General features: G+C 50.5%; 10 protein-coding genes, 2 tRNA genes and 1 pseudogene. 7 read left to right on the forward strand and 6 right to left on the reverse strand.

Features of this window, described 5'->3' with window-relative positions; all coding sequences use genetic code 11:
• The 4 genes and pseudogenes from AC5JMP_RS18035 to AC5JMP_RS18050 all read left to right on the forward strand — a co-directional run.
• A pseudogene (locus AC5JMP_RS18035) lies at window positions 1-642 on the forward strand (apoptotic protease-activating factor); the annotation flags it as partial.
• Window positions 643-732: 90 nt separating this feature from the next.
• Window positions 733-912, forward strand: coding sequence for a hypothetical protein (locus AC5JMP_RS18040; protein WP_495852872.1), 180 nt, complete (start codon window positions 733-735; stop codon window positions 910-912).
• A gap of 7 nt (window positions 913-919) precedes the next feature.
• Complete coding sequence (locus AC5JMP_RS18045; RefSeq protein ID WP_495852894.1) at window positions 920-1,495, forward strand: DUF4334 domain-containing protein; 576 nt, start codon at window positions 920-922, stop codon at window positions 1,493-1,495.
• Window positions 1,496-1,762: 267 nt separating this feature from the next.
• On the forward strand, window positions 1,763-5,068 hold the full coding sequence (locus AC5JMP_RS18050) for a CHAT domain-containing tetratricopeptide repeat protein (protein ID WP_495852873.1): 3,306 nt from the start codon (window positions 1,763-1,765) through the stop codon (window positions 5,066-5,068).
• 264 nt (window positions 5,069-5,332) lie between these two features.
• Here AC5JMP_RS18050 and AC5JMP_RS18055 read toward each other — a convergent pair whose 3' ends face one another.
• The 6 genes from AC5JMP_RS18055 to AC5JMP_RS18080 all read right to left on the reverse strand — a co-directional run bounded on the left by AC5JMP_RS18055 (window position 5,333) and on the right by AC5JMP_RS18080 (window position 9,762).
• On the reverse strand, window positions 5,333-5,653 hold the full coding sequence (locus AC5JMP_RS18055; RefSeq protein ID WP_495852874.1) for a hypothetical protein: 321 nt from the start codon (window positions 5,651-5,653) through the stop codon (window positions 5,333-5,335).
• Window positions 5,654-6,000: 347 nt separating this feature from the next.
• Window positions 6,001-7,128 (reverse strand): tyrosine-type recombinase/integrase, encoded by a 1,128-nt coding sequence (locus tag AC5JMP_RS18060; protein ID WP_495852875.1) that lies wholly within the window; start codon window positions 7,126-7,128, stop codon window positions 6,001-6,003.
• A 153-nt stretch (window positions 7,129-7,281) separates the two neighbouring features.
• A tRNA-Thr gene (locus tag AC5JMP_RS18065) sits at window positions 7,282-7,353 on the reverse strand.
• A 91-nt stretch (window positions 7,354-7,444) separates the two neighbouring features.
• A tRNA-Tyr gene (locus tag AC5JMP_RS18070) sits at window positions 7,445-7,526 on the reverse strand.
• 108 nt (window positions 7,527-7,634) lie between these two features.
• On the reverse strand, window positions 7,635-8,768 hold the full coding sequence (locus AC5JMP_RS18075; RefSeq protein ID WP_495852876.1) for a hemolysin family protein: 1,134 nt from the start codon (window positions 8,766-8,768) through the stop codon (window positions 7,635-7,637).
• A gap of 472 nt (window positions 8,769-9,240) precedes the next feature.
• A complete protein-coding gene (locus AC5JMP_RS18080) occupies window positions 9,241-9,762 on the reverse strand; it encodes an orange carotenoid protein N-terminal domain-containing protein (RefSeq protein WP_495852877.1) in 522 nt (173 codons plus the stop codon).
• Window positions 9,763-9,940: 178 nt separating this feature from the next.
• On the opposite strand from AC5JMP_RS18080, the gene AC5JMP_RS18085 reads away from it, so the two are divergent.
• From AC5JMP_RS18085 to psb27, 3 genes are all read left to right on the forward strand, one after another.
• On the forward strand, window positions 9,941-10,234 hold the full coding sequence (locus AC5JMP_RS18085; protein WP_495852878.1) for a hypothetical protein: 294 nt from the start codon (window positions 9,941-9,943) through the stop codon (window positions 10,232-10,234).
• A 120-nt stretch (window positions 10,235-10,354) separates the two neighbouring features.
• The gene (locus tag AC5JMP_RS18090) at window positions 10,355-11,794 is read left to right on the forward strand and encodes an MFS transporter (RefSeq protein WP_495852879.1); all 1,440 of its coding nucleotides are present in this window, start codon (window positions 10,355-10,357) and stop codon (window positions 11,792-11,794) included.
• A 227-nt stretch (window positions 11,795-12,021) separates the two neighbouring features.
• Window positions 12,022-12,423, forward strand: coding sequence for a photosystem II protein Psb27 (gene psb27 / locus AC5JMP_RS18095; RefSeq protein WP_495852880.1), 402 nt, complete (start codon window positions 12,022-12,024; stop codon window positions 12,421-12,423).
• Window positions 12,424-12,463: the final 40 nt, after the last annotated feature.

Below are 12,463 nucleotides of genomic sequence, written 5' to 3' on the forward strand. Positions count from 1 at the left end.
GCGAGCGAAGCCTTAGAGATGACCCGCCAGATTCAGGATGAGTCTTCCCGATCGATTGCGTTGATTGCGTTGGTGCCCCATCTGCCAGAGCTAGCGAGCGAAGCCTTAGAGATGACCCGCCAGATTCAGGATGAGTCTTCCCGATCGATTGTGTTGAGTGCGTTGGTGCCCCATCTGCCAGAGCTGGCGAGCGAAGCCTTGGAAGTGACCCGCCAGATTCAGTCTGAGTTTTACCGATCGAGTGCGTTGCGTGCGTTGGTGCCCCATCTGCCAGAGCTAGCGAGCGAAGCCTTAGAGATGACCCGCCAGATTCAGGATGAGTTTTCCCGATCGAGTGCGTTGCGTGAGTTGGTGCCCCATCTGCCAGAATCACTGCTGAGCGAAGCCTTAGAGATGACCCGCCAGATTCAGGATAGTTACTATCAAGCAACCGCATTCGCAGGATTTCTACCCAGGCTGCACCTTGTTTCATCGGATATTGATTGTTGGTGTAACACTCTGCATATCCTGTCACGCCTCAAGCGCTCAGAATTGATGCCAGTCCTGGTAGAGATGGAACCCCTAATTACCGCTCTAGCAGGTAAGGCAGCCTTGCAGCAAATGGTGCAAGCCATGCGGGAGGTTTGTAGTCAGTGGCGTTAGGGCAATAGAAAAGCCACATCAATTGACATGGCTCAAGACAGAATTAAAATGCTTTCATCCTCTAGGATAGACTCACAATCTAAAATTCGCTTGAGTGAGCTTGAGCCGTTTGACCCAGAGGAGAAATTGGTCTTTGTCTATTTTGCCGATCGCACTTTGGCGGTGTTTGAAGGATGGGGCGAAGGATGGGGCGATCGGATTCCTGCGCCCGCCTTTGCTGAAGCGTTTAGCCTGACAGCGGGGCAGCTCTTGAGTGGGTTAGAGGAATGAAGCCGTGATGAGCACTTTGGAAAAGTTCAACATCATGCTGCAAGGGGGCGAAACCTCAACAGAGGAAGCCTTGGAGCTTTTTGATGGGTTGGAGCCTGTGAACCTGGAATTTATGATGGGTCGCTGGCGGGGATTTGAAGTGCAGACTGATCACCTGCTGAATCACCTTTTGGAGGTGACGGGTTGGTATGGGAAGGAATTTATTGATGCCGATCGAGTTCACCCTTTGTTGTTTTTGGATGGTAATAATCAGGTATTTAAGGTTTCCCCTAATCCACTGGTGATGAATCTGGGGCTGTATCTGTCGGGCCTGATGCCGGGTCTTAAGCAGCGGGCGATGAAACCTGTTTTCCGCTCTATGACTTGGCTATTGAAGACCGAGGCCAGTCAGGCTCGGGTGCGGATGATGGAGTATCGGCAGAAGGTGAGTGCAACGATGATTTACGATCGTTTGCCCATTTGTGACATTTTTAGAAGGGTAGATGACAATACTGTGTTGGGTTTGATGGACTTTAAGGGAGTGCCCCAACCTTTCTTTTTTGTGTTGAGGCGGGATGCTGCGGGGTCTGAGAAGGGGGGCTGATGATGGATGAGAGCGGTTTTGGGGATGACCCATTTTGCTGATGGGGAGCGCTTGGCTGCTGCTGTTGGGGGCGATCGCTCCATGCTGAAAAAGCGCTAGATTTTCGCTTGAGTGATGTGGAGCAGTTTGTGGAGAAGACGACCGTTTGAACGACGCAAAACGAGCGAAGCTCTGCACCGTTTGGATTTGGAAGGTTTTCTGAATTCCCCGAAATGAGCTGGAACGTCCATGTAATTATGAGCTGTGCCCCATTGAGGAGAGCAGGTGATGGATGAGCAGCGAATTCAGGCGTATGTGGCGCTAATTGAGCAGATCCTGAGCTGTGCAGATGGCGAGGAGAGCACGATTTTGCGTCAACAGACGGAGCTAGTCGATGCGGGATTGCTGGGGGTGATGCAGCAATATGCCGATCGGCTAGAGCAGCAGGGCAACTCTAAGGCAGAATGGTTGCGGCAGTTTGCCCAACGGTTGGCAACAGCACTCGGAGACACCAGCACTCAGACTGAAGGGAATCTAGAGAATGCAGACCCATTTCTACTAGCAGTCTTGCAGCTTGTGGTAGACAGCCAGGGCAATGCTCAGCAGGTTTATCCCTTTTTGGCACAGCACCAGGATCAGTTGAATGAAACGCTTTTGCAAACCTTGCCCCAGATTGCAGCAGCATTGCTGGCAGGCAACCCTGAGCAACAGCAGTTTGTGGCGGCTGTTCTCATGAACTTTGGCAATCTGATTCAGCAATTTCCCTTGGGGAAGCGCTGGCTCAACCTAGAATTGGGCATTGTCGCCTACCAGCACGCCTTGACGGTGAGGACGCAGCAAGCGATGCCCGTCGATTGGGCCATAACCATGATAAACCTGGCAGTCGCCTACTCTGACCGCATCCGAGGCGACCGGGCAGAGAACATCGAGCAAGCCATTGCTACCTACCAGCACGCCTTGACGGTGATGACGCAGCAAGCGATGCCCCTCGATTGGGCACAAACCCTGAGTAACCTGGCAAACGCCTACTCCAACCGTATCCGAGGCGATCGGGCTGAAAACATCGAGCAAGCGATTGATGCCTGCCAGCAAGCCTTAACGGTGAGGACGCAGCAAGCGATGCCCCTCGATTGGGCAGCCACTATGATGAACCTGGCAAACGCCTACTCCAACCGTATCCGAGGCGACCGGGCCGAAAATATCGAGCAAGCCATTGCTACCTACCAGCAAGCCTTAACGGTGATGACGCAGCAAGCGATGCCCCTCGGGTGGGCACTCACCATGATGAACCTGGCAACTACTTACTATTCCCGCATCCGAGGCGACCGGGCTGAAAACATTGAGCAAGCCATTGATGCCTACCAGCACGCCTTGACGGTGATGACGCAGCAAGCGATGCCTGTCAATTGGGCCACAACCATGATGAACCTGGCAGTCGCCTACTCCAACCGTATCCGAGGCGACCGGGCTGAAAACATTGAGCAAGCGATTGATGCCTGCCAGCACGCCTTGACGGTGAGGACGCAGCAAGCGATGCCTGTCAATTGGGCCACAACCATAATAAACCTGGCAAACGCCTACTCCAACCGCATTCGAGGCGATCGGGCTGAAAACATCGAGCAAGCCATTGCCGCCTATGAGCAAGCTTTGACGGTGAGGACGCAGCAGGCGATGCCCCTCGATTGGGCACAAACCATGCATAACCTGGCAAACGCCTACTCCAACCGCATTCGAGGCGATCGGGCTGAAAACATCGAGCAAGCGATTGTCGCCTATCAGCAAGCCTTGACGGTGAGGACGCGGCCAGCGATGCCCCTCGATTGGGCACAAACCATGCATAACCTGGCAAGCGCCTACCAGAATCGTATTCGAGGCAATCGGGCTGAGAACATCGAGCGGGCGATTGCCGCCTATCAGTCCAGCTTGGAAATTTATGATCCTGAATTATTGCCTGATAACTGTCGCATGACAGCTCGCAGCTTGAGCAACCTCTACTCTGAGCAAAACCGTTGGGCAGAAGCCATCCCCATCTACCAAAAAGCACTCCAAGCCGCCGAAATCCTCTACCAAAGCGCCACCCTGTTGGATGGTAAAGCGGCTGAACTGGCAGAAACCGCAGATTTGCCCCGTCAGGCTGCCTATGCTTTGGCTCGCAGTGGCGACCTGCAAGATGCTGCCCTCACCCTGGAGCAAGGTCGTGCCCGTAGCCTCAGCGAAACCCTCGATCGCGATCGATCTAATCTCAGCCAACTTCAGCAAACGCATCCCGCTCTCTTCACCCAATATCAAGACATTACTCAACAGCTCCGCAACCTGGAAACCCAACAGCGACTGCGGATGACCTCAGAAGAGCGCCATAACCTCACCCCAGAAGCCTTCCGCACTGAAGCTTTGCGACTGCGCCAAACTCTGACGCAGACCATTGAACAGATCCGCCAAGTAGAGGGCTATGCAGACTTTCTGGCTCAACCTAGCTTTGATGATATTCAGCAAGCTATTCGCCCAGGCATTCCCCTGGTGTATCTTGTGCCGACTCCAACCGGAAGCCTCGCCCTCATCGTTACTCAAACTGGCATTGTGGATCTTTGGCTGGATGATCTCACTCAAACCAGTTTAGGAGAAGTCCTTACTGCTTGGTTCAGCGCCTATGATCAATCCCGAACCGATCGCCAAAGTTGGTATGATGCGATCGATCAAGTCACCCGTCAACTCTGGCAACCGTTGATGGCACCGCTGATCGATTACCTCAAACAGCACTCGTTTCAGCAAGTCACTCTCATCCCCACCGGATATCTCAGCTTACTGCCGCTCCATGCCGCCTGGACAAAAGATGTAACTCGTCCTCATGGCAAACGCTACGCCCTAGACGAGATTCACTTCACCTATGCCCCGAATGCTCAATCCATTAATGCAGCAAAGGATATTGCTCAGCGAACTAGAGCCGATTCAATTTTGGCGATCGACAATCCCCTCAAAGATCTGCCCAACTCCAGCCGTGAGGTGAATGCTGCTATTGCCACCTTCCCCCAGCACAAAGTTCTAAAGCATGAGGAAGCGGCGATCGAATCTGTCCTGACAGCCTTGCCCGATTGCAACATCCTCCATCTCTCCTGCCACGGCATCGCTAATTTAGACGAACCCCTCACGAGTGGACTTGCCATGAGCGATGGACTCCTCACCCTGCGCGATCTCCTCGACCTCAAGCTGAGTGAACAGGGCGGCATCCGCCTCGCTATCCTCTCCGCTTGTGAAACCGGACTCGCTGGCACAGAGAACGCCGACGAAGCGATCAGCCTGCCCACAGGATTGCTCCAAGCTGGAGTTGCTGGAGTCGTCGCCTCCCTTTGGTCAGTGTCTGACCTGAGTACCATGCTGCTGCTGGTGCGCTTTTACGACCTCTGGCGAAAAGAAGGTTGGGAAGCAGCAGATGCTCTGCGTCAGGCGCAACTATGGATGCGAGATACCACGAGTCAGCAAAAAGCAAAATACTTTCAGGGTACTCACCCTGACATTTTTCAATCCCTCATACTACTTGCCCCCAACTACTTTGCCCATCCCTTCCACTGGGCTGCCTTTAGTTATGTCGGTGTATAATTTATTCCTAATTTCATCATCGAGAGGTTCAACATTTATTCATCAGAATATATCCTCGAAGCTGCCCGTTCCACCTGCCCTTATTTGAGCAAATTGCTTGATGCTGAACTTACGATGCAGGTTGACCAGAAACTCGCTGAGCTATTGGCAATAGCCCGAACCCTACTCTTTCCTTGCACTATTTGCTCAAATGGCGCGTTTTTGTCTCTCGTAACTGATCGAGCGTTGAGATCTCAGTAGCTTACATCAGCAGTCATAATAGCGCTATCCGCCGATCGCCTCTAGCTGCCGCAGACGTTTTGAGAGCCGAGTGATTTCATTGCCACGGACGATCGCCATCTGCATTTTGGGAATATCATCCAGCGCCACGTACTGACTTTTCCTCCCGTTGGGCAGCAGATTCCCACGACCAGACGACAGTTGGGCATACTTGCGGGTCACTTTTGCAGCTCTACTGGCTGTTCCCCCTGGATACTTCATGTCTAGGCGGCAGCCTTGCAGCACATCCCCTGATCCTCGGATCTCGACAATGCGGGAGGCGATCGCTTCTCGTTCAGCAGCCTGGGAAGCTTTTGAGGTTCTCATCTATTCGTAAAACAATGAAGACTAAACATGGTATGGCATCAATACTTGAGAGTGAACCGCAATTAGCTACTAATGTTTTACGAATAGCAGTCACTTGGACGGCTGCGCGATTGGTTGCAGAAAAGCCCTGCGTATGAACAGTTTAGCAAAGAACAATTGCTCTAAAGCTGGCGCTTTATGTTTAACAAGAGAGAGAGGTGATATTGAGTGGGGTCTTAACTGTCTCCCTCATCTCAAGTAACCTAAGTAACCTATTTTCTTTAAATAAAAGAGAGAGAGATACTTGAAAGATGCACCCATATAGCGACTTTCAGACTTCGAGTAACCGGAGTAACCAAAGTAACCTTTTACATGGGGTCATCTAAAATATCGGGCAGTTGCAATCCGCCTTGAATATCAGCGGCATAGTGCTTGAACAACACCTCTGGATCATGCCCTACCATCTCTGCGATCGTCATTGGGGCAATTCCCCTGGCTAATGCGTGGCTTATGAAGGTGTGACGGCAGTTGTAGGGATGCCGATGCTTAACGCCTGCTTTAGCAATGATTTTCTGCCATGCTCGGTTGCAAAATCTGTGGTCATCAATCACTCCGCCTTTAGGAGCCGGAAATACTAGCGCGTCAGCGAGGCAGTTGACAGGGCACCGATCAAGAAGCATCTGTCGCAGCCGTGGCGTTAATCGAAAGCGTCTCGCTCGATTCGTTTTGGTTGTCTTACGGATGCCACCACGGGAAATACTTTCACCAATCCAGACCTTAGAGCAGTCATCTTCTAAATGCCCCCAACGTAGCGCGATGGCTTCCCCAATCCGACAGCCCGTAGAGAGTAGAAATTCAACAAAATCAGCGTAATGAGCATAGTAGCGATCGCCCCTAAACTCGGTCAAAATTGCTTGTATCTCCTGACTCGTGAATGGTTTGGGCTTCTGTGATGGAGGAACTTTCACCCGTTTGAGCGATTCTGTCCAGGGATTCTGGGTGACTAGCTTTTGTTTAAGTCCCCATTTCCAGCAAGCGCTCAGCGTTGTGAGGCGTTCGCGCTGCGTTGCTGGCGATAGCCTCTGAGCAAGGAAAATCCTGAAATTATCTGCTGATTCCTCATCGATAGATGCAGCAGATTTTCCACTGAAAAACTCAGTGATTGGCTTGTGCAATGCCTTGAACTTGTCCAGCGATCGAGCATACAGGTTTCGCCGCTTATATTCTGTGAACCGCCTTAGCAGTTCAGCGATCGAAAGGTTTGATGATGCTTGTTGCTGCTGAGGACGATACTTTGTCAGCGTTTTGTCAAAGTTACCAGTGACCAGATCGCCTTCAATAATTGAAGCCTTCCCCCTAGCTACAACGCGATTTACCTGAGTGTCAGGCAACTCAAGTGATAGACAATATCGATTGCCTTGGTAACTCCACCGCAGCCTCAGCCGATCCTTATATGGGCTAATGGCAACCGTCCCATGCTGTGATTTTTTTCCCATACCCTTTTACCTAGATACCAATTGAGATACCAATTTTAAGGGTATGGATAGGGTAAACCTGTCTTAGGTTGTCATAGGCTACTCAGAATGTACTACTAAAAAAGCCTCAACGGGAAACCGCTGAAGCCTTTACTAGAACTACTTTTCAACTTAAGCCCGTGATGAGGATTGAACTCATGACCTCACCCTTACCAAGGGTGTGCTCTACCACTGAGCCACACGGGCAAAAAGCAGCCTTGAGCTTATACCTCTTACATCCAAAGCAATTTTAACTTACCTAAGACACAATCAGTAAAACTCGCAGCCTAAATGTGGATGGGCCGAGCTGGATTTGAACCAGCGTAGGCGTAGCCAGCGGATTTACAGTCCGCCCCCATTAACCACTCGGGCATCGACCCGTTTGTTCCACAGCTATTTATCGTAGCATAGCTAAGCTAAGGATGGTAAGCAAAACCCCCAATATTTCTCCATAACTTTTTGAGAAGCAGGATGTTGAGTTCCTACGTTTAGTTAAGGCGATGCTGACCTCTAGGCGCATTCAGATTGCGATGATGGCTACGTGAGGGAAAATCACTCTCGTCATAGATTTCTCCAACCAACTCTTCTAGGATGTCTTCTAGGGTGAGTAGCCCTACTGTGCCGCCATATTCATCCACAACGATCGCCAGGTGCAGCCGCTGTTGCAGCATTTCCTTCAATAGGTCAGTGACCCGCTTGACCTCAGGGACAAATACAGGCGCATCCATTGCCACAGTTACTGGAACGTTCTCTCGTCCTTCTCCTCGCATGGTTTGAAGCGCCTGAAGCGCTCGCTTGAGATGTACAATTCCAATGATTTCATCTTTAGATTCTTCCTGGACGGGAATTCGAGAATAGCCAGTCTCTAGACACAAATCCACCAAGTTTTGCAGCGTCGCCTCTTGGGAAATAGTGCGCATGTCTACTCTGGGTTTAACCACGTCATATGCCGTCAGGCGATCGAGCATCAGCGCTTTGTTGAGCAACTGTCGCTTGTCTAGATCAAGCTGTCCTTTACCGCCCAAAATATCAATCATGAGCTGAAGGTCATTCACAGATTCTCCCTGCTGAGTGGAATGGCCAAAGGCCCCAATGGCGACTTGAGCGATCGCCTCTAGCAAATAGGTAATCCCCAGCCAAGACAGCACTTTCGACAACCAGTAAATGGGTCGTACTACTGCTTTAAAAATAGGCATGACGTTATTAATGGCGAGAGATTTAGGCGTAATTTCGCCAAAAATCAGCACCAGTACTGTCACCACCAGCGTTGCCGCCAAAATCGATTCGTTGCTGCCAAACCAAATTGCAAACAGGTTGCTGGTCAGGATGGCTGAAAAATTATTAGCCAGATTGTTGCCGATCAGCAGCGTCGTAATAAACCTAGCTCGATTTTTTAGCACTAAAGAGAAAATTCCGCTAGGATTGCCCTGCTCTTTAATCAAGGCTCTCAGCTTCAGATTGTCTAATGCCGTAATAGCGGTTTCTGATCCCGAAAACAGGGCGGACATCGCGAGCATCAGCACCAAGGCGCTTAAATCAATCCATACATCACCTAAAATCGGGCTGGCTTCAACCAGCAGAAGTTGAAATACGGGAGTGAGCAGGGCAGGTAGAAGGATCACAGTGAATTCTGGAGTAAATGGAGCTGTAGCTTAATGGAAACAGAAAAGAGAGGGGCATCCTTGAAAAGATGATACCCCTCTCTTTTGCTTCAGCAAGGTTCGCCCTACAGAGAATCTTGCTGAAGTATTGTCCTACTACGTTCTCTGCAAGGCAAATCCTAGTGATGCTTGGCACCTAAACGGACGCCTTGTTAACACTCCTCAACATCCTTTTACGGCACCGCGTACTTGCAGTTACGACGAGTGATTTTTGGAGAGCCGCGCTCCGCGCGACTCTCCAAAAATCACTCATTGAATCTAAGCGCGTGGCGCTGTAAGACTGGGCAAACCCAATCGCCACTTGACATAGAATTGACGGACAGGTTAAGGCAAGCAAAAGATGCTGGAGCGCTACCAATATTTGCTAGAGTTGCCCTACGATTGCCTAACGTTGTTTTTAACCCTACAACGCATCATGGACTCGACTTTTGCCCTACAAGCTGGAGGTTTTACCTGTCTCGGCTTGAGTTGGAATGGGTTGAACATTGCTATGTCCCATCTCAGTTGCAATTTGCCTCAGCAGAGAGATTTGCTCTTGAAATTCCAATTTCTCGATCTGAGCGAGGGAGTCAGCGATCGATTTTACGGGTTGATAATTTCCTGGCATATCAATCACAGTTTTGCCCATGCCCTGCGCCCAAGCATACCAAACTAGCAGCTGATTATTGGGAGCCAAAGCGCCATAGGCTTGAGAATACTCAGTATCTTCACCATTCACGACCTCGCGCATGATGGCAAGCTGATCTTCACCCGACAGCTTAAAAAAGTCTCCCAGCAGCAGAGGCGCAAGCTCAGGGTCAGCTGCGGCGGGTGCGGCTGGAGTAATTGACTTGCCCATCTTTTCATAAACATAGTAGAGCAAAGCCAGTTTGGCATCTGTATCTAAGCTCGAATAGGTCTTGAAAACATCATGTGTTGCTTCTGAAAAAAGTTGAGTGTTGCTATCTGAAGACATTTGTTTTTCCCGATGATTTAAAGCTTTCGCCTCCATTGTTTGGCTTGGTTTGAGGTAACGCAATCACTCTAAGGAAAGAGACTCTAAATCTGCCTCAAGAGGGGCGAAGCTTTGAAGCATCTTCTGTAAAGTGGAACCTGATTAAATGTAAGCGTTAAAAAGCGATGAAGGAGACACAATGGCAGATCTAGATACCTCTACTAACTTTGATGCTGAGCAGTTGAAAGAGGATATTAGTAAGGGTGAAACGAAGAAGCTCAAAGTAGACTTAGACGCAGATTACGAGCTGTCTAAAGAGTTTTCAGTCGCTGAAGTTGATAAAACGGATGCGGGTGCAGAAGCTGCTGCTGTCGCTACCGAAAACAAGTTTGAATTGACTGAGTCTCAGCCTGTCCAACCCCAATCGGCTGAGCCAACAGGTAATCCAGAGGACTTCCTGAAAATGGCGAAGGAAATTAATCCACTTCCGTAATCGGCACCTTAGTGCGGGCTACTTTATTAAGTAGCAATACATCAAAGGTTTTATTGAGACATTGGCGCTGCTGAAAGGTGGCGCTAGTGTTTTAATGAGTTTGTTGTATGTGTCGCTACTATGAACCCTGCTTCGGCTCCGACCCCGCCCGATCCGATGACTCTCAGCACTAAGCTTGCCTACGGAGCTGGAGATTTGGGTCCTGCTATTACTGCAAATGTCCTAGCATTTTTTCTATTGTTTTTCTTCACTAGCGTAGCAGGGCTAAATGCAGGGCTAGCGGGTAGCATTCTGCTAATCGGTAAAGTTTGGGACGCGATTAACGACCCAATTATCGGTATGTTGAGCGATCGCACCCATTCGGCAAAGTGGGGCAGACGCTACCCTTGGATGCTGTGGGGGGCAATTCCCTTTGGGTTAACCTACTTCCTTCAGTGGATTGTGCCAAATTTTGGCGGAAATGCATCCAGCAACCAGTGGGGATTGTTCTGGTACTACGTGATTGTGGGCATCTTGTTCAACAGTTTCTACACGATGGTCAACCTGCCCTACACGGCATTAACCCCAGAGCTAACCCAAGACTACAACGAGCGCACCAGCCTCAACAGCTTTCGGTTTGCCTTCTCGATCGGCGGCAGCATTTTCTCGCTGATTTTGGCACAAGTTATCTTTCAAACGGTTGCTGACCCTCAGCAGCAATACCTGTGGCTGGGTGCCATCTGTGCCTTACTCTCCACGATACCCCTTTACTGGTGCGTGTTTGGAACGCGGGCACGAAGCCGTAGGATGGCGCAATCGATCGCCCCCATAGAAAGCTCTGAGTCGTTGCCCTACAAAGAACAGCTGCGAATTGCGTTCAGCAATCGCCCTTTTCTGTACGTGATCGGCATTTACCTTTGCTCCTGGCTGGGGGTGCAAATTACGGCTGCTATTCTGCCCTACTTTGTGGTGAATTGGCTGGGTCTATCTTCAGGCACTTTCACGCTGGTGGCGCTGGCCGTGCAGGGCACTGCGCTACTGATGCTGTTTGTCTGGAGTGCCGTCAGCGCCAGACTCGGCAAGAAAGCCGTTTACGCGATGGGTATGGTGCTATGGATTATTGCTCAGGCGGGTCTGTTTTTTCTAAGACCTGACCAGTCGGCACTGATGTATCCGCTGGCAGTCATGGCGGGCGTTGGCGTATCTACCGCCTACCTAATTCCCTGGTCAATGATTCCAGATGTAATTGAGCTAGATGAGCTGAATACCGGACAACGACGAGAAGGCGTTTTCTATGGCTTTATGGTGCTGCTGCAAAAAATTGGATTGGCGATCGGTCTGTTTGTAATTGGGCAAACGCTAAACCTGGCAGGATTTGTGGAGAGTAGCGCTAGCCAGCCTAACCCTGTGCAGCCCGAAAGCGCTATGCTGGCCATCCGACTGGCGATCGGGCCTTTACCCACTGTTGCGCTGATCGTGGGTCTGATCCTGGCGTATTTTTATCCCATCACTCGCGAAGTTCATGCAGAGATCTTGCTGAAGCTGAGTGAGCGGAAGCGGCAGGCGCAAGCGGAAGGGTAAGAGGCGATCGCCCTTCCGTACCCCAATCACGATAAAATAGCCAAGAACGTTTGCTTTCTGCCAGCTGTGATGAGAGAAAGTTGCCGCGCGTTCTCATCAGATGTTATGGCTGTCGCCAGTTTGCTCAGGACATATAGGTGGGGCGCGAAACGCCCCACCCATATGTCCCCGTCCTAACCGCCTTAGCGGTTGCTGTATCAAAGACTAGGCTTTGTGAAAGAGGTTTTATGAAAAGATTTTTGTCTCGCTTTTTAGCTCTGACTTTAGTGTTGGTAGTCGGTTTAATGGGTTGCTCTAACGCATCGTCAACTGGGTTGACAGGGGACTACCGCCAAGACACCTTGGGGCTAATTCAGACCCTCAAAACCTCTCTGGCGCTGTCCAAAGACGCACCCGAAAGAGGAGCAGCCCAAGAGCAAGCTAAGAGTCAAATCAACGACTTTTTCTCTCGCTATCGCAAAGATGGAGCCTTGAGCAAGCTCAACTCCTTCACGACGATGCGAACTGCGCTGAACTCTCTGGCGGGTCACTATACCTCCTACCCCAATCGTCCTGTCCCCGAAAAACTGAAGAAGCGCCTGGATCAAGAATTTGGTCAGGTGGAGTCGGCACTACGTCGAGAGTCCTAGTTCGGGGAAGTTCTGATCTGGAATTTCATGCCTTTACTTC

The organism is Drouetiella sp. (assembly GCF_059504425.1).

Bases quoted from the DNA above. Each gene is read 5' to 3' on its own strand.
- AC5JMP_RS18045 (WP_495852894.1), top strand. From the start codon at position 920: ATGAGCACTTTGGAAAAGTTCAACATCATGCTGCAAGGGGGCGAAACC.
- AC5JMP_RS18050 (WP_495852873.1), top strand. From the start codon at position 1,763: ATGGATGAGCAGCGAATTCAGGCGTATGTGGCGCTAATTGAGCAGATC.
- AC5JMP_RS18055 (WP_495852874.1), bottom strand. From the start codon at position 5,653: ATGAGAACCTCAAAAGCTTCCCAGGCTGCTGAACGAGAAGCGATCGCC.
- AC5JMP_RS18060 (WP_495852875.1), bottom strand. From the start codon at position 7,128: ATGGGAAAAAAATCACAGCATGGGACGGTTGCCATTAGCCCATATAAG.
- AC5JMP_RS18080 (WP_495852877.1), bottom strand. From the start codon at position 9,762: ATGTCTTCAGATAGCAACACTCAACTTTTTTCAGAAGCAACACATGAT.
- AC5JMP_RS18085 (WP_495852878.1), top strand. From the start codon at position 9,941: ATGGCAGATCTAGATACCTCTACTAACTTTGATGCTGAGCAGTTGAAA.
- AC5JMP_RS18090 (WP_495852879.1), top strand. From the start codon at position 10,355: ATGAACCCTGCTTCGGCTCCGACCCCGCCCGATCCGATGACTCTCAGC.
- psb27 (WP_495852880.1), top strand. From the start codon at position 12,022: ATGAAAAGATTTTTGTCTCGCTTTTTAGCTCTGACTTTAGTGTTGGTA.